This window comes from uncultured Abiotrophia sp., from assembly GCF_938010525.1.
In the GTDB taxonomy this organism is placed as follows: Bacteria; Bacillota; Bacilli; order Lactobacillales; family Aerococcaceae; genus Abiotrophia.
Map to the genome: position 1 here is coordinate 20107 of NZ_CALLVK010000010.1, position 21139 is coordinate 41245.

The 21139-nt window shown below is 45.9% G+C and carries 17 protein-coding genes, 1 tRNA gene and 1 riboswitch; of the genes, 7 read left to right on the plus strand and 11 right to left on the minus strand.

Translation table 11 applies throughout. The features are described 5' to 3' along the window. Positions 1-129: 129 nt before the first annotated feature. Positions 130-1272, plus strand: coding sequence for a site-specific integrase (locus Q0339_RS01670; RefSeq protein WP_298077043.1), 1143 nt, complete (start codon positions 130-132; stop codon positions 1270-1272). A 104-nt stretch (positions 1273-1376) separates the two neighbouring features. Here Q0339_RS01670 and Q0339_RS01675 read toward each other — a convergent pair. Beyond that, positions 1377-1464 (minus strand) — tRNA-Ser (locus Q0339_RS01675). Between the two features lie 138 nt (positions 1465-1602). Further along, positions 1603-1704, plus strand: a riboswitch (THF riboswitch). A gap of 59 nt (positions 1705-1763) precedes the next feature. On the opposite strand from Q0339_RS01675, the gene Q0339_RS01680 reads away from it, so the two are divergent. Beyond that, positions 1764-2327, plus strand: coding sequence for a folate family ECF transporter S component (locus tag Q0339_RS01680; RefSeq protein WP_298077044.1), 564 nt, complete (start codon positions 1764-1766; stop codon positions 2325-2327). An 80-nt stretch (positions 2328-2407) separates the two neighbouring features. Beyond that, entirely contained in the window at positions 2408-2959 is a 552-nt protein-coding gene (locus tag Q0339_RS01685; protein ID WP_298077045.1) for a GNAT family N-acetyltransferase, read from the plus strand. Positions 2960-3063: 104 nt separating this feature from the next. Here the strand turns inward: Q0339_RS01685 and Q0339_RS01690 are convergent, their stop codons facing one another. After that, on the minus strand, positions 3064-4416 hold the full coding sequence (locus Q0339_RS01690) for an FAD-dependent oxidoreductase (protein ID WP_298077046.1): 1353 nt from the start codon (positions 4414-4416) through the stop codon (positions 3064-3066). Positions 4417-4701: 285 nt separating this feature from the next. On the opposite strand from Q0339_RS01690, the gene Q0339_RS01695 reads away from it, so the two are divergent. After that, a complete protein-coding gene (locus Q0339_RS01695; RefSeq protein ID WP_298077047.1) occupies positions 4702-6192 on the plus strand; it encodes a flavocytochrome c in 1491 nt (496 codons plus the stop codon). Positions 6193-6356: 164 nt separating this feature from the next. Continuing rightward, positions 6357-7847, plus strand: coding sequence for a helix-turn-helix domain-containing protein (locus Q0339_RS01700; RefSeq protein ID WP_298077067.1), 1491 nt, complete (start codon positions 6357-6359; stop codon positions 7845-7847). A gap of 83 nt (positions 7848-7930) precedes the next feature. Here the strand turns inward: Q0339_RS01700 and Q0339_RS01705 are convergent, their stop codons facing one another. Both Q0339_RS01705 and malQ read right to left on the minus strand, forming a co-directional pair. Then, positions 7931-10210 (minus strand): glycogen/starch/alpha-glucan phosphorylase, encoded by a 2280-nt coding sequence (locus Q0339_RS01705; RefSeq protein WP_298077048.1) that lies wholly within the window; start codon positions 10208-10210, stop codon positions 7931-7933. Positions 10211-10337: 127 nt separating this feature from the next. Further along, positions 10338-12032, minus strand: a complete 1695-nt coding sequence (gene malQ / locus Q0339_RS01710; protein WP_298077050.1) for a 4-alpha-glucanotransferase — start codon at positions 12030-12032, stop codon at positions 10338-10340. Positions 12033-12129: 97 nt separating this feature from the next. Here malQ and Q0339_RS01715 point away from each other — a divergent pair, with 97 nt between their 5' ends. After that, positions 12130-12378, plus strand: a complete 249-nt coding sequence (locus Q0339_RS01715) for a hypothetical protein (RefSeq protein ID WP_298077051.1) — start codon at positions 12130-12132, stop codon at positions 12376-12378. 47 nt (positions 12379-12425) lie between these two features. On the opposite strand, the gene Q0339_RS01720 is transcribed toward Q0339_RS01715, so the two are convergent. Together Q0339_RS01720 and Q0339_RS01725 are read right to left on the minus strand one after the other, a co-directional pair. Continuing rightward, complete coding sequence (locus tag Q0339_RS01720) at positions 12426-13598, minus strand: hydroxymethylglutaryl-CoA synthase (RefSeq protein ID WP_298077052.1); 1173 nt, start codon at positions 13596-13598, stop codon at positions 12426-12428. 90 nt (positions 13599-13688) lie between these two features. Then, positions 13689-14966 carry a hydroxymethylglutaryl-CoA reductase, degradative gene (locus Q0339_RS01725; protein ID WP_298077053.1) on the minus strand — a complete coding sequence of 426 codons (1278 nt, stop codon included), beginning with the start codon at positions 14964-14966 and terminating at the stop codon, positions 13689-13691. 129 nt (positions 14967-15095) lie between these two features. On the opposite strand from Q0339_RS01725, the gene Q0339_RS01730 reads away from it, so the two are divergent. Further along, positions 15096-15782 carry a YggS family pyridoxal phosphate-dependent enzyme gene (locus Q0339_RS01730; RefSeq protein WP_298077054.1) on the plus strand — a complete coding sequence of 229 codons (687 nt, stop codon included), beginning with the start codon at positions 15096-15098 and terminating at the stop codon, positions 15780-15782. A 69-nt stretch (positions 15783-15851) separates the two neighbouring features. Here the strand turns inward: Q0339_RS01730 and Q0339_RS01735 are convergent, their stop codons facing one another. From Q0339_RS01735 to Q0339_RS01755, 5 genes are all read right to left on the minus strand, one after another. Further along, positions 15852-16316, minus strand: coding sequence for a hypothetical protein (locus Q0339_RS01735; RefSeq protein ID WP_268445006.1), 465 nt, complete (start codon positions 16314-16316; stop codon positions 15852-15854). A gap of 112 nt (positions 16317-16428) precedes the next feature. After that, positions 16429-16935 carry a hypothetical protein gene (locus Q0339_RS01740; protein ID WP_298077055.1) on the minus strand — a complete coding sequence of 169 codons (507 nt, stop codon included), beginning with the start codon at positions 16933-16935 and terminating at the stop codon, positions 16429-16431. Between the two features lie 151 nt (positions 16936-17086). Continuing rightward, a complete protein-coding gene (locus Q0339_RS01745; RefSeq protein ID WP_291431238.1) occupies positions 17087-17953 on the minus strand; it encodes a helix-turn-helix transcriptional regulator in 867 nt (288 codons plus the stop codon). Positions 17954-18109: 156 nt separating this feature from the next. After that, the gene (glmS, locus tag Q0339_RS01750; RefSeq protein ID WP_298077057.1) at positions 18110-19915 is read right to left on the minus strand and encodes a glutamine--fructose-6-phosphate transaminase (isomerizing); all 1806 of its coding nucleotides are present in this window, start codon (positions 19913-19915) and stop codon (positions 18110-18112) included. Between the two features lie 658 nt (positions 19916-20573). Further along, positions 20574-21125: a DUF402 domain-containing protein gene (locus Q0339_RS01755; RefSeq protein ID WP_023391066.1), complete on the minus strand. Its 552-nt coding sequence runs from the start codon at positions 21123-21125 to the stop codon at positions 20574-20576. Between the last annotated feature and the right edge of the window lie 14 nt (positions 21126-21139).

Genomic DNA, 21139 nt, shown 5'->3' on the forward strand with positions numbered 1-21139 from the left:
TTCTCCGCATCATACCAGTTCCTGGAATAAATTTTATTATCCACACCCCAGGGAGTAGCCAATCTCTACTGGGGTGACCTTTCTTTAACCGTCTGTGGGAGGACAAGCGAGAAAGGAAACTGATATGATATGGCGACCTACACACCATACGACAAACAAGGCGCTAAGCTGTGGCGCGTGACGGCATACCTGGGGATGGACTCAGTAACCGGAAAGCAGCGCAACATGAAAAAAGGTGGCTTCAAGACAAAAAAAGAAGCCCAGCTCTACTATAATCAAGTAAAGCTAGACTTTGAGAATGGGACCCTAGATCAGGAAAATAAGAGCCTGACCTATGGCCAAGTATATCAGGAGTGGTTAGAGGTCTACCGGAAGACGGTCAAAGAAAGTACTTGTTTCAAGACTGAGTACCTCTTCAAGCAGCATATTCTGCCTGTGCTAGGAGAACTCAAGGTACAAAAGATTACGAGTGCCTACCTCCAGAAGCAACTGAACCGATGGTATGAACGCTTTGGTCAGTACAAGAAGGTCTTTAATTATGCCTGTACCGTCCTCCAATATGCCGTGGTTCAAGGCTATATGCGGGATAACCCCAAGCAACGGGTCACTATGCCTAAAATTCCGCTTGATTACGGCCACGAGAGCGAGAGTTTAGCCTTTTATACTAGGGAGCAATTACAGACGCTCCTAGGCGTCCTGGATGGGCAATGGTTGGCCTTTTTCCGTCTATTGGCATTCTCTGGGATGCGTCGAGGAGAGGCGCTGGCTCTTACCTGGAACGATATTAGCTTCAAGGATAACACCGTTAGCATATCCAAGACCTTGACCCAGGGGCACGAACGGCGGCTTATTGTACTTCCTCCAAAGACTAAGACCAGTAACCGCATCATCACCCTAGATCCAAAAACGATGGCCATTCTAAAGTCCTGGAAGATAGAACAAGCTAAGCTCCTCCTTGCCATGGGCCACAATGCCACACGCCAAGGGCAACTAATATTCTGTAAGGTGAGTTCTAATAGCTTCCTAGACTTAGCCGCCCCTAGAAACCGGCTTTATGATGCGTGCAAAAAGAACGCCCTCCCCTTTATCAAGGTTCACGGCTTTCGGCATACGCACTGTAGTTTGCTATTTGATGCTGGCGTACCTCTAAAGGACGTCAAGGAACGGTTAGGTCATTCGGATATCCAAACGACGATGAATATCTATACACATGTTACCCAGGATAGCCGGGATAAATCGGCCCAACTGTTCGCAAAATACGTAAATTTCTAGTAAATCTAAACCAAACTCTAAACCACTTGAGAGGATGACAAAAAGAAAACACCTTAGAAACGCCCGTCTCAAGCTGTTTCTAAGGTGCATATCAAAAATTCTAACGGAGACGGTGGGATTCGAACCCACGTGCCGGTTGCCCGACAAAATGATTTCGAGTCATTCCCGTTACGGCCTCTTCGGTACGTCTCCGGAACAAGCTTATTATAGCACCGGAATTATTAGTCTGCAAGGCTTGACAAAGCCTCCTTTTATCCCTATGCTTAGGAGGTTAGAACCCTAATCTAGAAGAAGGAGGTTAAGGCAAGAAGGGCGCTGACACCAACTAACACCAGAGTAAGAAAAGAAGCGTTAAGTGATAGCGAGATGGAATGTTGCTCCTATACGAAAAAATGCTGGACATTTTGCGGTTTCTTTTCTGCATTCGCTGCATTTAATTGGTTCTGTCAGTTAAATGAAGCAGCTCGCTAAATTAAGGAGATGCTATTAAAATGGAAAATCAAGTATACCGTCGCAAAGGCGCCGTCACCACCCTACAGCTAACTACCCTGGCCATCTTGTTGGCTATCCGCTTCGCCTTGGATTACCTACCAGAAATCGATTTAGGCGTTACCAAAATGGGTTTTGGCTTTGTGGGGGCTGCCTTGACTGGCGCAATTGCCGGCCCAATCCCTGCCATGATTCTTGGCGCCGCCCACGATATTCTCAAATTCGCCCTGGGTGGTGCTAAAGGTGTCTACTTCCCCGGTTACACCCTAACGGCCATTGTCGGCGGACTCATCTATGGACTTGGCCTTCACCGCCAAACTAAGACCCCTCTGCGAATCTTCCTGACTGTCTTGGCTGTCACCCTCATCTGTAACTTGGGACTTAATACCCTCTGGACCATGATGGTTCAGCAAAAAGCTATCATGGCTATCTTGCCAGTGCGTTTCTACAAAAATATGGCTTCCCTAGTGGTCAATTCAGTCGTCCTTTATGTCCTCTTCAATAACGAGCCAATCAAACGGCTGATTGAACAGATTCAATTTCCTAGCCTTTTGAGTAGAAAATAAAACTAGCCAAGACAGCACTCCTGTCTTGGCTTTTTTCTTCCTTGAGCGTATAATCAAGGTCAAAGAAAGGAGGCTTACCCATGAAAGCCATTGGAACCCAAACTCTCATCACAGAAGACCTCATTTTACGACGATTTGAATTATCAGATGCGCCTGCCATGTTCAGCAACTGGGCGGGCCGTCCTGACAATGTCACCTACCTGACCTGGCCAGCTCATGCCGACTTAGATGTCACTCAAGCCACCCTAGAGCGTTGGATAGCTTCCTATCAAGACGGAGATTCCTTTAAATGGGCCATCACTCTCAAATCCCAGCCTGACCAAGTCATTGGCGATATTAGTGCCCTCGACTATGTGCCTGCCACCAATTCCATGACCATAGGCTATGTCTTAGGACGAGATTACTGGGGCAAAGGCTACATGACCCAAGCCCTCATTGCGGTCAGCCGTTTCCTCTTGCAAGAAGCAGACCTCAATCGACTTAGTACCACCCATGACACTGCCAATCCTGGATCTGGACGCGTCATGCAAAAGGCGGGCTTCCACTTTGAAGGCATCCTACGCCAAGCCGGGCACAACAACCAAGGCATTGTGGATATCGCCCACTATAGCCTGCTCAAATCTGATTTATAGACAGACAAAAAATCCCATTATATCATATATGATATAATGGGATTTTTAATTTACCCCGTGTACCCATAAAAAAAAGAGACTGGCAAGGCCAGTCTCATTCGCTATTAAGCGTTCAGTTTGCGTTCTTGTTCAACTGCAGCTTGAGCTAAGATGTTGAGGTAGTTCCAAGGACGGTCAAAGACAGGTTGGAAGAAGAAGTCAACATAAGCCAAGTCTTCAATGGTCATCTTGTTTTGGATAGCCAAGGACAAGGTGTTAGCAGAAGCGGTACAGTCGTATTTAGACATTACTTGCCCACCTACGATACGGTTGGTCCCTACTTCGTAAACTAACTTCATGTAGATTTTCTCGTTTGTTGGCATGAATTCTGGACGGTAGTTGTCCACCACGTATACTGAACGAGTATCTAAACCGAAGTGCTTAGCAGAGCCTTCGTTAACCCCAGTTGAGCCAATGTTCCAACCGAAGAGGTGGAGACCAGAAGTTGATTGAGTCCCACGGTAACGAACTTTGTCGCCTGCGATGTTCTTACCAACCAAAGCACCCATACGCACAGCGTTAGTTGCTAATGGAATGTAAGCATGACCGCCATTAGGGTTGTAGTTAACCGCACAAGAGTCACCCGCTGCAAAAACATCTGGATGGCTAGTCTTCATGTAGTCGTCAACAATGATAGCACCGTTAGGCATAGTTTCAACTTGGTCTTTAACTAAGTCAGTGTTTGGACGGAAACCTACACAGAGGATTACCATGTCAGCTTCGTATTCGCCACCAGTGGTTACCACTTTCTTCACGACGCCGTTTTCACCTTTGAAGCCTTGAACCATTTCGTTAAGGCGTACTTCAACGCCACGGTTACGCAAGTCTTCTTCTAAGACATCCGTGAATTCTGGGTCTAAGTACTTGTTCAAGATACGGTCTAAACCGTCAAGCAAGGTAACGTCTTTACCTTCTAAGTTGAAGGCTTCAACGAGTTCAATCCCGATGTAACCCCCACCGATGACTACCACTTTTTGCTTGTCAGTCTTCTTAGCGAAGATTTCTTTAGCTTGGTTGTAGTTCTTGCAGAGTTGAACGTTTTCTAAGTCTAAACCTTCTAATGGTGGGATGATTGGCCAAGAACCAGTCGTTACCACTAACTTGTCATAAGTTTCTTCGAATTCTTCACCAGTTTTGAGGTTTTTAACGCGTAAGGTCTTGGCTTTCAAGTCAGCCTCTAAAACATCGTGTTCCATGTTGACTTTAGCACCTAAAGAAGCTAATTCTTCTGGGCTTGAGTAGAAGAGCCCTTGAGGATCTTTCACAACCCCACCGACGTATAAAGCAATCCCACAAGACAAGAAGGATACGTTGTCATTACGTTCGTAAACAACAACTTCCGCTTCTGGGTGATCATTTAAAATAGTTTTAACAGATGCTGTTCCTGCATGAGTACAGCCAACTACTACTACTTTCATATTTTTTCTTCCTCCTTAAGATATTGCTTAGCAACAGATATATAATACCACATAAACAGCAAAAAAGGTAGCCTTTTAAGCTCTTTAAAGCAAGTTTTTTGAGCGTTTACATCCCTGATTTAACAAGACTCTTATCCACCTTGCTTTCACAAAGTTTTTCATTTTACCCTGTCCACTAGAAAAAGTGTCTTTTTCTATCTTTTTCCGGCAAAAGATTGAAATTTAGGCCAAAATTCTGTATAATATAATAAGATAATTAAATCACAAAAGGAGATGTCAGTTCACATGCGTAAAAAATTATCTATCCTTTTCGCAGCTTTGTTCTTGGTCTTTGCTAGCCTCGGTCATACCTTATCTGTCTTGGCCCAAGAATCTTCCAAGCCCGATACAACTTCAGGGGCGTCCGAGAAAAAATATACGGACCCAGCTGAACTCAAGGAAAGCTATGACGTAATCGTTGTCGGTTCCGGTGGTGGCGGTATGGCCGCAGCAATCGCAGCCCATGACGCTGGAGCCAACGTTGTAATTTTCGAAAAAATGCCAATCGTGGGTGGGAATACTAGTAAGTCTTCTGCTGGGATGAACGCCAGCGAAACCAAATTCCAAAAGGAAGCTGGCATTGAAGACTCTAACGACAAGTTCTACGAAGAAACCTTCAAGGGCGGGAAAGAAAAGAACGATCCAGAATTGCTTCGCTTCTTAGTAGATCACTCTGCTAGCGCCATTGATTGGTTAGACTCTATGAACATTAAGCTAGATAACTTAACCACTACCGGTGGGATGAGCGTTAAGCGTACACACCGTCCATCAGATGGTTCTGCAATTGGGGGCTACTTAGTAGAAGGCCTCTACGCTAACGTAACTGAGCGTAAGATTCCAACCTTCGTTAACTCTGATGTAACAGAAATTACGGAAGAAAATGGCTCTGTTTCTGGCGTTAAAGTGACCGTTGAAGGCCAAGAAAAAACTATCAAATCTAAGGCTGTTGTCTTAGCTACAGGTGGTTTCGGGGCTAACTTAGACATGGTCAGCCAACTTAAGCCAGAACTCAAAGGCTTTGTTACAACTAACCAAGAAGGTTCCCAAGGGGACGGTATCAAGATGGCCGAAAAATTGGGCGCACAAACCGTTGATATGGATCAAATCCAAATCCACCCTTCTGTTGAACAAAAGACTTCTTACTTAATCACTGAAGCCGTTCGTGGTGAAGGTGCGATCTTAATCAACCAAGAAGGTAAACGTTTCTTCAACGAATTAGAAACCCGTGATAAGGTTTCTGCTGCCATTATCGGCCAAGAAGGAAAAGCAGCTTACGTAGTCTTCGACGAAGCCCTTAAGGGACGCGTTAAAGCCATCAACCAATACGAATCTAAAGGCTTAGTGGTCAAAGGTGACACCATTGAAGGCTTGGCTAAGGAAATTGGTGTGGACCCAGCTAACCTAAAAGCTAGCCTGGAAACTTGGAACAAAGCTGTTGCTGATAAGAAGGACGACGAATTCGGCCGGACTACCGGGATGGACAATGACTTGTCACAAGCCCCTTACTACGCAATTAAAATCGCACCAGGGATTCACCACACCATGGGTGGTCTCAAGATTAACACTAACGCGCAAGTCCTCAACAAGGAAAACCAACCAATCAAAGGTTTGTACGCTTCTGGTGAAGTAACTGGTGGGGTTCACGGCGCTAACCGTATCGGTGGTAACGCCGTTGCCGACATCATTATCTTCGGCCGTCAAGCAGGTGAGCAATCTGCTGCCTTTGTCAAAGAATAAGGCCAGCTCACACCTCCCTTTTGGGAGGTGTTTTTGTATGGTTAGAAGCTACCAAATTGGCCTGTTTTTTTCGTGGTTTCGGGTCATCTTTTTTCCGCAAGCAAACATTTTTATGATATAATTAATAAAAATTCGTCAGTACAAATTTTAAGGGGGCTATCATTATCGAAAAGTTACTTTCCAAGACGCACAAGCGTCAACTCCAGTTATTAAATATCCTCCACGCTTCCGATAACGCCCTGCCATTAGACCAACTGGCTGAGACCCTCGACTGCTCTACCCGTATCTTGAAGGAAGACCTTCAGCAAATCGCCAGTAATCTGCCACAGTATGAGATTTCAGTCCAGCCTGATGGCGCTAAAATGGTCAATCGCTTCACGGTCGACATCAACCTAGCCTACCAATTTTATCTAGCTAACTCTGTCCACTTCCAAGTTTTAGAATACCTCTTCTTCCACCCCCAAACTGAAATGGAAGAAGTCCTAGAGCACTTTTTCATGAGTTACCCTACCTTCTACCGAACCATTCGTCGCATTAACCGCTGGTTTAATGGCCTCTATAATATTCAGGTATCTACCAAACCGCTGGCCATCACGGGTAATGAGAATGAGATTCGCTTCTTCTTTGGCCAGTACTTCGCTGAGCGCTATCCCTCAACTACTTGGCCTTTTGAAGATATTAAAGAATCACATATAGACAAATTCGTGGCCACCTTCATCAAGATTCTTGATCGGCCATTGGATTTCTCCCTCTACTATCTGATTAAGCGCGCAACCATTATCAATATCAAGCGTCACCACTTCAAATGGGACCTTCCCCTTCACAAAACTAATGTCTCAAGTCGTTTTGCCCAAGCCTTGGCGCAAAAAGCGGACCAAGAATTCGTTCGGTCCTTATCTGACTATGTGGGAGAGCCTTTGGGAGATATCGTGCTGTCTAACCTACTCTACCCATTCTTGCGAGAAGATTACTTCTATACTTTTGAAGATATGCTCGTGGCTTCTCGTCTACACGCCTCAATCCACACTTCCTTGATTCAGACTCAGCTTATGATTGAGAATATCCGTCAGCATTTCGATCTCGAAATCACCAACCCAGAAGTTCTGACCATCCTCTTCCATAATGCGTCCTCTGTCGAATGCTATGAAGTATTTGCTAAGTCACAAATTTTCCGACGTCGCGCTACATGGATGAGTCATCTCTATGCTGATTTTCCTGATTTTTACGATTTCCTTGAGAAAGCCGTTATCCAATACAGACAAGCAAATAAGCTACACACAAGTCCTGAAATTATCCGATACTTAATCTATACTATCTTCTCTACATGGTCTGAATTAATCCCTCAGCTCATGACATGTCAGAAGAAGATTAGAGTGGGTATCTTCAGTAGCATTAACTCCTCTCATTCCTTAATGATCCGAGACCTCTTGACTTGTTCATGTTCACAGCAACTAGAATTTCATGCACCCCAGGTCCTCTATCAAAATGTCCACGAGATTATACGTTCTGAATATGATGTCATTCTCAGTAATGTGCCTATTCCGCAATTACAATCTAAATTATTCATCAATATCAATGCCATTTCCATTGAAACACTGATTGAACGACTTAATAATATTGGCAATGAGCTTGCTCAGTGCCCTCAAGAAAGTTAATAAATAGCCGGAAGACATAAGTCCTCCGGCTATTTTGTTATATAAAAGAAAGCTGGGATAAACCCAGCTTTCTAATTAATCGATTAGTCGATTTCTACACGGTTTTCTTTCAAGTGCCAGATATCGCGGTTGTATTCTGCAATGGTCCGGTCAGATGAGAAGAAGCCAGCCTTAGCAATGTTAATCAAGGCTTTCTTGTTCCATTCAGTACGGTTTTCGTAGTCAGCCAACATCTTTTCCTTAACTTGGATGTATTCTTCCAAGTCAATTAAGGTCATGAACCAGTCTTTGCTGATTAATTCATGATGTAGACGGTTGAGGCGTTCCTCGTTCCCTGCTGCTAACATCTTATCGCTCACGATGAAGTCAACTAATGGACGAATCGCGTCATGCTCGTAGTAGTCACGCGCTACATAACCTTGAGTTTCGTAGAGCTTGATGATTTCATCACTGTGCTTACCGAAGATGTAGATATTGTCATCACCAACTAATTCGTGGATTTCCACGTTAGCCCCATCTTCAGTCCCTAAGGTCAAGGCCCCGTTCAACATGAACTTCATGTTACCAGTACCACTTGCTTCCTTAGAAGCCAAGGAGATTTGCTCAGAAATGTTACATGCTGGAATCAAGTATTGAGCACGTTCTACGTTATAGTTCTCAATCATTACCAATTGTAAGTGTGGACTTACTTCTGGATCATTGGCAATTACCTCAGACAAGGTCAAGATTAAGTGAATAACATCTTGCGCAATTGTATAAGCTGGTGCAGCCTTCCCACCGAAGAAAACAGTCAATGGGGTTGCTGGAATGTTGCCGGCTTTAATATCTAAGTACTTGTTAATCACGTAAAGAGCGTTCATTTGTTGACGTTTGTACTCGTGCATACGCTTGATTTGGATGTCAAAAATAGAGTTCTCGTTAATGTCTACGCCTTGTACTTCCTTGAGGTAGTGTTTGAGGCGGAGCTTGTTATTGAACTTGATAGACTCTAACTTATCTAAGACTGCTTGGTCGTTGACATAGTTGAGTAAGCCTTCTAACTCAGCAGTGTGGTGCCATTGACGGCCAATCAAGGAGTCAATGTAGTCAGACAATTCCTTGTTAGCGTCCATGATCCAACGACGGAAGGTAATCCCGTTGGTCTTGTTGTTGAATTTCTCTGGGTAGATTTCATAGAAGGCACGCAATTCTGACTTCTTCAAGATGTCTGTATGCAGTGCCGCAACCCCGTTTACAGAGAAGCCGTAGTGGATTGACAAGTGAGCCATGTGAACACGGTCAAATTGGTCGATGATTTGTACTGCGTCGTTATCTGGGAATTGTGCCTTAATACGAGCATCCAAGTTACGGATAATGGCCATCACGTTAGGAATTACTTCTTCCAAGAAGGATACAGGCCATTTTTCTAAGGCTTCAGCCAAGATTGTGTGGTTGGTGAAGGCAGTCATTGAACGAACGATTTCTACTGCTTCATCGAACTCAATCCCGCGTTCGCCTAAGAGACGAATCATTTCTGGGATAACTAAGGCTGGGTGAGTATCGTTGATTTGGATCACTGCGTAGTCTGCCAAGTCGTGTAAATTGCTGCCCTTAGCGACTGCTTCTTCCAAGATCAATTGAGCCCCGTTAGATACCATGAAGTATTGTTGGTAAATACGTAATACTTCACCTGCGTGATCAGAGTCATCTGGGTAGAGGAAGAGGGTTAAGTTCTTCTCGATGTCGTGTTTGTCAAAGGAAATGCCATCTTCAATAATGTCAGAAGTCACGCTGTCTAAGTCGAAGAGACGGAGACGGTTACGCTTAGTTTGTTTGTAACCTAATACGTCGATATCATAAAGGGTAGAATGCAAGGAGAACTTGCGGAAAGGAACAGTATAAGCCTTCTTGCTTTTGATAGTCCAGTCATCGCCAGTCAACCAAGCATCTGGAATAGTCGTTTGTTGGTTGTCTTTGAATACTTGACGGAAGAGCCCGAAGTGGTAGTTCAAACCAACCCCGTCCCCGTTAATCCCTAATTTGGTGATAGAGTCAACGAAGCAGGCAGCCAAACGACCCAAGCCCCCGTTACCTAATGAAGGTTCATTTTCAGCTTGTTCGATATCCATGATAGATTTGCCGTGAGCTTGTAACTCAGCGTTCACTTCATCGTAGATACCTAAGTTCAAGAGGTTGTTGCTCAAAAGTTTCCCGATTAAGAACTCTGCAGAGAAGTAGTAGAGTTTTTTCTTGTCATCGTGAGTTGGTAATTCGCGAGATTTGTCACGCGTAATATCTAAAAGGGCTTTGTAAAGTTCTGCATCGTTACAAGCATCAATTGATTTATTGAAAAGCTTCTTAGTATAGTTTTCTAAAATAGTCATTGTTAACTCCTTATTTCGATTAGGCCTTTGGCCGCATTAAAGATTCTGATTGATAGACAAGCAAGCAATCGGTGTTAGAAGAAATCTCCTAACACCGGCCACACTTATTTATGGGTCTTGCTGGGTATTACTTAGTTGTAGGCTTTTTGGCCTTTTTAACTTCAGTAGTCTTAGTTGACTTAGTCTCTTCCGCTACTTCAGCCTCTTCACTTGCTACTTTGAAGGCAGGATTCAAACGGCAGTAGGTAGTTGTCAACTCCAATAATTCTTCCGCTAATTGGTCAGTCAGAGCATCTGACTTCATACGCCATTTCCAGTTGTTACCTAAGGTAGATGGCACGTTCATACGCGCTTCGTTACCTAAGTTCAACAAGTCTTGCATGGTGTAGATTGCCATCTTGCTGACAGCAGCAGCAATCCCGCGGTTGAGGGCATGAGAAACTGTTTCATTTTCCCCACGTCTCATGTAGGCATTGAAGAATTCACGTGATGCCTCATCAGCTGAGTCTTGGAACCAGCCTAAACCAGTTTCGTTATCGTGGGTTCCCACATAACATACAGAATTATAGACGTAATTGTGAGGTAAATCAACTGAATCCCCTCCGCCAAAACCAAATTGCATGATCTTCATACCTGGGAAGCCGGTTTCATCCCGCATATCAATTACTTCCTGGGTCATAAAGCCTAAATCTTCAGCAATAATCTTAACATCGCCTAATTCCTTGCGAATAGCACGGAAGAGGTCGCTACCTGGGCCTTTGACCCATTCACCATTGATAGCAGTGGTGTCGCCAAATGGAATTTCCCAGTAGGACTCGAAGCCACGGAAGTGGTCAATCCGGACTACATCGTAGAGCTTGAAGCTTTCCTTAAGGCGAGTAATCCACCAAGCATAACCGTCAGCCTTCATAGCGTCCCAGTTATAGATTGGGTTACCCCAGAGCTGGCCGTCGGCGGTAAAGGCATCTGGTGGGCATCCAGCCACAACACTTGGTTGGTGATCTTCAGATGTCTTGAAGTAATGTGGGGTCATCCACATTTCAACACTATCCGCTGCAACATAGATTGGCATGTCCCCAATAATCTCAATGTGTTGAGCATTGGCATATTTCTTAAGTGCTTGCCATTGGATGTTGAAGAAGTATTGCACTACACGGTGGTAGGTCAAGACATCCGCTAATTGTTGACGCAAATGAACGATGGTCGCTTCATCGCGCAAGGTAGCTTTTGGATCCCATTGGAACCATGGCTTGAGATCATAATGCTCCTTGATTGCCATGTATTCACAGTAAGGCTCCAACCATTCATAGTTGTCCGCCAAGAATTGTTGGTAGTCCTTCTTGTCAGCTTTAGCCAAGAAGTTAGCGACTGCCTTCTCCAAGATTGGACGACGTTCTGTATAGACCTTGGCATAGTCCACATATTCTGGATGGTCACCGAAGTCTACCCCAGCATAATCAGCTTCTGTCAGCCAGCCCGCTTCAACTAGGAGATCCAAGTCGATGAAGTGAGTGTTGCCGGCAAAGGCAGAGAATGATTGGTAAGGGGAGTCTCCATAAGACGTGGTCCCTAGAGGCAAAATTTGCCAGTATTGTTGGCCTGTTTTTGCCAGGAAATCGACAAAATCATAGGCTGATTGCCCGAAAGACCCAATCCCAAACTTAGATGGGAGAGATGATATATGAAGGAGTACGCCACTCGTACGTTGCATACCCAAACCTCCTTTGCATATTTTCTTTTTTTTGACAACTCTAATTATACGCAAACGGTTTGCAAGTGCAATCCCTTTCTCTGATGTTCTCGGTATCAGAATATCAGTCATTAGAACTGGTTTCAGAACTTACAAGCAAATCCCTTGTTTCCTAGTCATATCAGGCTTAAAATGAGTCTAAAGACCATTACTTTGAGGAGGATTTTTCATGACACACCCTACCCTATTTTTTAGTGACAAGTGCCCCGATACCCAACCTTTTGTAGCGGGACTTGAAGCTCGTGGCATCCGCTATGATGCTGTCAATATTACGAACTCCATGCGGGAACTTAAGGCCTTCCTACAGCTTCGCGATAGTCGCCCTGAATTCCAAGCGGTTAAGGATGGCGCTAGAGTTGGGGTTCCTGTCTTGCTTAAGGAAGATGGCAGCCTTCATTTTAGCTTAGACAGCCTTTAAGCTAGTCCTATATCAAAAAAGAAACTGGGACTTAGGTCCTGGTTTTTTTAGTGTTTGCCATAGTAACGGCGGTGGCCGTCGATTTTATCTAAGACAAAGCCTGCTTCCTGGCTTTGGCGTGGTACTTGATAGTCCGCTTCTTGTGGCAAGCGCTGAGAAAAAATCCGCTCGTAGTCTTGGACTGCTAGGGCTTGTCGGCGCTCCAGGTGTGCCTTCAAGGCAGCCAGATCCAAAGCCTCTCTAAAGCCTTCTTGTAGTGTCCCAGAGAAGAGTTCGGCGACCGCGCCTGAACCATAGGAGAAGAGTCCCAGGCTGTCCCCTGCCGCTAAATCCTCTACTTGCGTCAAATAGGACAGGAGGCTGAGATAGAGGGAGCCGGTGTAAATATTGCCCACCTGACGCCCCAAACGCGTAGCCGGTTCATAGGCTGCTTGCCAACGCTCAATCAGACTGGCATCCAGGCTTCCTTTTTGCGCTAAGGCATCCAAGGCCTTCTTGCCCATCTTGGTAAATGGCAGGTGGAAGACCACATTGCGCCAGTTTTCAGGCGACAAACCTGCTTGTTTGGCTGACGCCATGACCTGACAGAAGCAATCTTGGTAGAGTTCAGTCGAGAATTTGCCATCTACTAGCGCCACGTCAGAATAAGATGGACGCCAGAAATCAAATTGGTTATCAGTATAAGAAATAGATTGACTATCCAAGGCCAAAATCCGCGGATTAGCAGAGATGAGGAGGGCTACTGCCCCAGCTCCTTGCGTAGGCTCACCTGGCGTACCGAGACCGTAGCGGGCGATGTCGGTGGCCACCACTAGTACCTTACGGTCTGGTCGTAGGCGAACGTAGTCACAGGCCGAATGGAGGCCTGCTGTCGCCCCGTAGCAGGCTTGCTTGATCTCATAGGCCTTACAATAGGGTTGTAAATCCAATAATTCGTGTAAGTAGCTAGCTACTGACTTGGAATAGTCAAAAGCCGATTCAGTCCCTACAATGACTTGGTCAATAGCTAAACGGTCATGCTCATCTAAGATGCTAGCGGCCGCATTGGCCGCCATCGCGACCACATCTTGATCTAGGGGTGGCACGGCCATCTTGTCTTGGCCGATACCAATCGTGTATTTACTTGGCTCAACGCCACGGGCTTGAGCTAATTCGGTCATTTCAATATAGTATTGGGGCACATAGAGCCCGATTTTGTCTATACCGACAGTTACGGTCATCTTTTATCACCTATATTCCTAATTTGTCACGCTTATTGTACCACGAAAAAGGCGCCTTTAACTTAAAGGCGCGCTAACTTAATAAATTTTTTAACTTCCCTCTTGGCTGCGTAGCTGGGCTAAGAGCTGTTCAGCTAAAGCACGGTTCATGGCAGGAGTCTGACGCAAGGCCTTAACTAGGGCAGGCACTTCCTCTAGACTGGCACCCACTTGAAGGGCCAAGGACCGGGCTTGCAAGGCCATATGACCCTTTTGAATGCCGTCAGTCACTAGGGCTCTCAAGGCAGCAAAGTTCTGGGCTAGGCCGACTGCTGCAATGATTTGGGCCAGCTCACGGGCATTGGGCTTGCCTAAGATAGCTAGGGCCAATTGGGCCGTTGGATGGACAGCTAGGGTCCCGCCAACGGTCGCAAGGGACAAGGGCAGGGTTAATTCCCCTTCTAGTCTTGCTTGGTCAGGGGAAAGGGTCCATTGACTGAGGCCCCGATATTGACCATCCCGAGCCGCATGGGCGTGGACACCGGCTTCCACCGCTCGCCAGTCATTACCGGTGGCAAGTAAGACCGCATCTACCCCATTCATAATGCCCTTATTATGAGTCACCGCCCGACGTGGATCCAACTGGGCCACGCGACTGGCCTGACTCAAACGTTTGGCCAAAGTCAAGGCCTGCTCTGGATTGGCGTGAAGCTGGGAGACGGGCAGGCTAACCTGGGCTTTGACTAGGAGCTTGTCGCCATGGTTAGAAAGAATCCGCAGAAGGGCTTGCCCCCCCAGGCTGGCTTCAACTTCAGGCGCAAGGGCCTCTAGGACCGTATTCATGACATTGGCGCCCATGGCGTCACAGGGATCCAAGCTCAAATAGACACAGAGAAAATCGCCCTGATCATCCCCGTAGCTATCGGCCCATAAATCGCAAGGGCCGCCACCACGGGCTACCATGCTAGGACAGGCTGCCCGAGCTAGGTCCAGCCAGTGGTCTTTATGCGCCGAAACTTGCTCAAGCCCGCTAGCCAGGTCTTCAATATCGGTTAGCACAATCTGTCCAATTAGTTGGCGACTTAAGACCTGAGACTGGATATTGCCCAGGCGTTTGCCCCCGTTGCTGGCTGCAGCCACCACGCTAGGCTCTTCAATAGCCATTGGCACCACATAGTCCCGACCATTAATTTTGAAGGTTGGAGCCAGACCAAAAGGCAGACTATAATTGCCCACATAGTTCTCAATCAACTGGTTGGCCACTGACTCTGGCAAGGCCAGGGCTGTTTCCAGGGCTTGGGCTTGCCCTTCCTCTTCCAAATAAGTCGCCAAAATGTCCCGGCGCTGGCTGATTTCTTTCTGATAGAAAGCTCCAAAATCTGCTGGCATCTTAGATCCTCCTCAAGACGTATTCTACCTCCTTAGTATAGCATGTCCCACGCCACTTGGGAACGCGGGACTTTTGCAAAAAGCTAGCGACCGTGCTATACTACAGCCATTAAGTAGGAGGAATATTCCATGACTCAGAAGCTCATCCAGGATCGCTATCAGGCGGTCTTAGACCGTATCCAAAAACATAGCCCAGAAGGCAAGGCCCCTCAGCTAATTGCCGTCAGCAAGACAGTGGGCGCCGACCAAATTCAAGCCCTCTATGATTTAGGCCAACGGCATTTTGGCGAGAATCGCTATCCTGCCCTCTTAGAAAAGCAGGCCGCCCTAGCCCAAACTGCTCCAGACATTGTCTGGCACTTCATCGGCAGGATCCAAACCCGCCAGGTCAAGGAGTTTATCAATCAAATTGACTATCTCCATGCCCTAGACCGCTTTGACTTAGCCAAGGAAATTCAAAAGCGGGCCGACCACCCTATCAAGTGCTTCCTCCAGGTCAATGTATCGGGCGAAGAGAGCAAGACAGGCTATGAGCCCGAGCAAGTCTTTGCGGCCATCGAGCAGCTAGCTCCTTACGATAAGATTGAAATCGTGGGCCTGATGACCATGGCGCCAGCCGATGCCCTAGAAGGCGAGCTCCACTTCTTCTTCAAGACTCTCAAACATCTCCAACTCCTAGTCCAAGAAGCCGGCTATCCTCACGCTCCTTGTAGTGAGCTCAGCATGGGCATGAGTCAAGACTATAGCATCGCCACCGAGGAAGGTGCTAGCTTCCTGCGTGTGGGCAGTGCCCTTTTCGCGCCTGAAGGCTATTAATTTATGCTATCAAGAAAAGACCCCTGAAGCCAGGATTCCAAATGGCTTCAGAGGCTTATTTTATTGTTTTTAACGTTGACGGGCTGCCTTAAGGTCAGACAGTTTCACCACTAGGCGACCATCTTGGGTATAGCAGAAGTTGCGTACCTTGCTGGCATCAGCCATGACTTCAATGAGACGGTCGCGGTAAGGCTCAGCCAACTCGTCGAAGAGGAACTCATCATCAGACAGTTGCAATTGTTGACGTTGGGCCTCAATTTGTCCTTGGGTCCAGAGTTGATAGCTACGACTTGGCAAATTGCCTTGGAATTTGCGTTTTTCGATCCGGTAGACGTAACGATCATCATCATAGGTGATTTCCAAGGCCCCGGTATTAGTCCGCGTCTCCTTGACATCCCGATGGTGTTCCTTGTGGATGCGCCACCAGGTGTAAATAGCATTGAGGGCTTCTTCCTCTGTTAGGTAGGAACCATGCTCCTTGCGGGCATCTGTATAGCGGTCTACCCAATAGTTCGTGTACACAACTTTTTCCATATGAGAACCTCCTTGTTAAGCGTTTCCATAATCTTATTATAGCATAGCCTTATGAAATAGCAATGAAAAAGCCGACTACTTTGCAAGTGATTGCTAGTAGTCGGCTATGGTCTTATGGCTTGACTTCTTGAATAGAAAATTGGTTACCCTGTAAATCCAGGGCCTTGCCGGTCAGAATTTGAGCCACTAAACGCGTGACCGTGGTCTTATCATATAGGACCTTAATAGAAGATGGCTCTTCTACTATTTCCACATTCTTAAACTCAAAGTAACGCGGTGTGATGTCTTGGTCATGGTCACTATGCTCGACATAGTCCAGCCTTTCCTGGCTGGCCTCCTGCTTCTTACTTGGATCAGCCAAGGAAACCCTTTGGGGATTCTGGGTCAGCTGGTAAAAATCATCGAGCACTTGGTCGGTCTGACTGTCGCGGTTAAAGCGATAGGTCTCTGGCAGATAGAGTCGTACCGTCGTGTCCTTGATTTCAATGGCTACTAGACTGCTGTCGGACCTATCATTACGGAAGACCACTTGGCGCGGACTGGCAGCCACCGAGGTCCAAGTGACCAAGCTAAGTAAAATAGCTAGAAAAGGAATGAGAAATTGTTTGAGTGCTTTCATAATTGTCTACCTCCTTTTAGTTAATTGAACAGTTTTTAACCCTTGCTGAGATTTGGCGGAGTAAGATTCCCTTTCACAATACAACAACTTTACTTCATTAGAGTTTAAAGCCGATAAATAGTGCATGAACAAGGTTAATGATGCTATAGAATTAATATGTTGTTATCCCCTCCTCAATTTCTCTCAACAAGGATTTTGCTGCATTTAAAGCCAATTTTTTCTCCTCAATTTCGAATAACATGACAGAACGTTGACAAGACAGTAAGGCGCTATCAAGTAACCCTAATTCATTCCATGCATATGCCTGATAAAAATAGGCTTCGCCTAACAAGAATAATTTTTGGCCCTTCACTAATAAATCAACTGTTTTCGTGGCATAATCTAAGCACATTACATTATTATCGAGGTACATATATAATCGTGCTAAATTGATTAGAACCTTGGCTACAAACTCCGGCCCCAAAAATTCATAATAATGCTGTTCTAGCCCTTCTAGGGTAACTTTGGCAGCTTGGTAGTCTTTAATTTCCATTTGGACAATAGCCTTGGAATTGAGTGCTAGATAATATATACGCTGAGACTGTTTCTCTTTGGCAATCAACTCATCAAATTCTTCTAGTGCACGAGGGGCATCTTTTTCAAGATGAAATGCTAGGATGGCGTGGACCCACTTATAGGTTAGGACATCATCGTAAGATGCCGTTTCTAAATTCATCTTATCCAAGAGAAAGGCCAAGGTCTGATAGTCTTGCCGATACAAAAGGGTCTGAATCTGGTCTTGTGACAGTTGGTTAGTGACCTGTGTTTCAAGATTGAATAGCGCCAAGATATCCTCCATTGGCATTTCTAGCTTCTTAGCCAACTTAAAGAAAAGGTCAACAGACGGTAGAGATTCCCCTTTTTCAATCTTACTGATAACTGTCTGTGTACAAATACCTGTCGCCAACTCTTTTTGAGTCCATTGCTTTTGTTTACGGTACTGAAACATCATCTGAGCAATCCGCTCCTTGATATCCAACTTATCCCCCTCCTTTCTACAATCATATTATACATCGTAACACTTTCGGAATCAAGAGAAAACTATAGTGTTTATATAAAATTTATCCTTTAGGAGAGTGACTGCTCTCTCTAAAATAAAAGGAGGTTGAGACCTGTGTCTCAACCTCCACTATTCTTATTCAACTGTAACGGATTTAGCCAAGTTACGTGGTTTGTCCACGTCTAGGCCACGGCCTAGGGCAGTATAGTAAGCAATCAATTGAGTCACTACCACCATCGCCAGCGGGCTCAATAATTTGGTTACATTTGGTACCACGAAGAAGTCATCTTCTTTGGCTACTTCTTGGCTTGCAATCACGACGGCTTGGGCGCCACGCGCCTTAACTTCTTCCACGTTACCGCGAGTATGAGCGGCTACGCTTGGATCACTGATTAAGGCCAAGACTGGAGTCCCTTCCTCAATCAAGGCAATGGTCCCGTGCTTCAATTCACCCGCTGCAAAGGCTTCGGTCTGAATATAGGTAATTTCCTTGAGCTTGAGGGCAGCTTCCATGGACACATAATAGTCCAAGAGACGGCCGATATAGAAGGCATTGCGAGGTTCCATCAAGTTGGCGTTACACCATGCTTCAAGCTGGTCTTTCTCTGCCAAGATAGATTCCATGGCGCTAGCCACTAGGCTCAGCTCATGTGCCATGTCGAAGTCTGTTTCCTTACCTAAGTGGCGGGCTAGGCAGTCTGCCAAGATGGCCATGACCGCGATTTGGGCAGTATAAGCCTTGGTAGAGGCTACTGCGATTTCCGGCCCTGCGTGTAGCAAGAGGGTATGGCTTGCTTCACGAGATAAGGTCGAACCCTTAACGTTGGTAATGGTCAAGGATGGGTAGCCCAACTCATTGACACGAACCAAGGCCTGACGGCTGTCTGCCGTTTCCCCAGACTGGGTCAAGAAGATAAAGAGTGGTTTGCTGCTAAAGATTGGCAGGTCATAGGCAAATTCGCTGGCTAAGAGAACATCGACTGGTTTGCCAGCCATCTTCTCAATCAAGTTCTTGCCGACCCAACCTGCATGATAGCTGGTCCCGCAGGCCACCACATAGAGACGGTCCGCTTCTGTTAAGGCAGCCAAAAGATCTTCAGACACGTGGAAATGGCCCTTGTCGCCTTGGTATTCTTGAATCAGACGACGCATAACGGTTGGTTGCTCGTCGATTTCTTTGATCATGTAGTAAGGGTAAGCGCCCTTCTCTAAATCTGCCGCGTCTAATTCTGCTTTGAAGGCAGCACGCTCTACCACTTGACCTGAGTAGGTTTCGATGGTCACAGCAGATGGGGTCAAGGTCACGAATTCCTTGTCCTTGATTTCAAGGTAGTCAGCAGTTAAATGGATAGTTGCCATGGCATCTGAAGCAATCAGGTTGTAGCCTTGGCCTAAGCCTACTAAGAGCGGTGATTTATTCTTAGCTGCATAGAGGGTATCTGGAGTCTCGCTATCGATTAAACCGAAGGCGTAAGAACCGTGAATCAAGCTCAGGGCTTTCTTGAAGGCTTCCTTACCAGACAAGCCATCTTTTAAGGCAAAATGCTCGATCAATTGAACCACGACTTCTGTGTCAGTATCAGACTTGAAGTCGACGTCTTGCAGATAGTTAGCCTTAAGGTCAGCAAAGTTCTCAATCACACCATTGTGCACTAAGGCAAAGCGACCACTAGCGGATAAATGTGGGTGGGCATTGTATTGGGTAGCTGGCCCGTGGGTAGCCCAACGGGTGTGACCAATCCCAACGGTGGCAGGTAAATCAAAATCCACAATTTCCTTGAGTTGAGCAATGCGCCCTACTTCCTTGAAGAAGCCCACGGTCTCATTGTTGCGCACAAAGATACCTGCTGAATCATAACCACGATACTCTAACTTTTCTAGGCCGGTAATCAAGGTTTCTTGAACCTTGCCCGCGCCGATCATTCCTACTACTCCACACATGGGGGTAACAACTCCTTTATTATCATAAATTAAGTTGCTTTTAGGTGCTTAGACAGAGTCTCTGTCCTGGGATTTACATCCCCAGTTTTATGCTCTCTCTTGTGGACTGCACGGCCCCGGGTCATCCGCCGAAAATTCGATAAACCCGCTCCTCGTCCCCTTCTCATGTGAAGGGCTGGCGCTATCCATTGGTCTACAACTATCCTCCTTGACTTTGAATTTTCTAAAAGCTCCTTATACTTTACTATAAAGTATTTGTAATGTCAAAAATTCTCAACTCCTGATTGCACCGGGCTTGAGCGCACTTAAAAGCTCAAGCTGGCAAAATTTATAGGCAAATATACATTTGTTATATAAGGGCATTTTCATAAAGGCTCCATGCAGAATCCCTTTAAATCAGCCTTCTGGGCTAAAAACACGAACATTCTTGTGAAATTGGCCCGACTATGTGAAATCCAGCCAAATTACCCCGTAAAAAAGTCGCGCTCAAACCCTATTTATAGGTGTAACCTATAAATAGGCAAGGCCAGTCAAACTAGGGCCTAGCACAAGCAAAGGCCCGCCCCCAAATCCGAAAGATTTGGGGCTGAATACCAAACAAAAGAAGAGGCTGGGAGTTTTCCCAGCCTCTTCTTTAATCAATTGGCATCACGATTAATCAGTTATGCTTAGATTTACGTCGATGAGTCAGTTGACAATACCGCTCATACCAGATATCCACGAATTCTGGTGCGAAGGGACCTTTCTTCTCTTCGATCCAGCGGACCAGTTCTTGGATATTATATTTGAGGATACGATCGATTTCTTCCGGATAGCGGTATCGCTTGCTGTGGAGCTCGTACTCGTCCAAGTCCAGCAGCCGCTTTTCCCCATCAGGAAATACCTTAATATCTAAATCATAGTCGATATACTTGAGCGCCTCATTATCAATTAGATAAGGAGAAGCCAAGTTACAGTAATAAGTAACGCCGCGTTTGCGAATCATGGCTACAATATTAAACCAGAAGTGCTGGTGATAATAGAGCAAGGCTGCTTCCCGGGTTACCCAGCGACGACCGTCCGATTCCGTTACTAAAGTATGATCGTTACACCCAATGATGGATTGATCGCTGGTCTTCAATACCATGGTATCGCGCCAGGTCCGATGCAAAGACCCATCATGCTTATAACTTTTAATCGTGATGAACTCGCCTTCCTTGGGTTGTTTCATCACTGAACCTACTT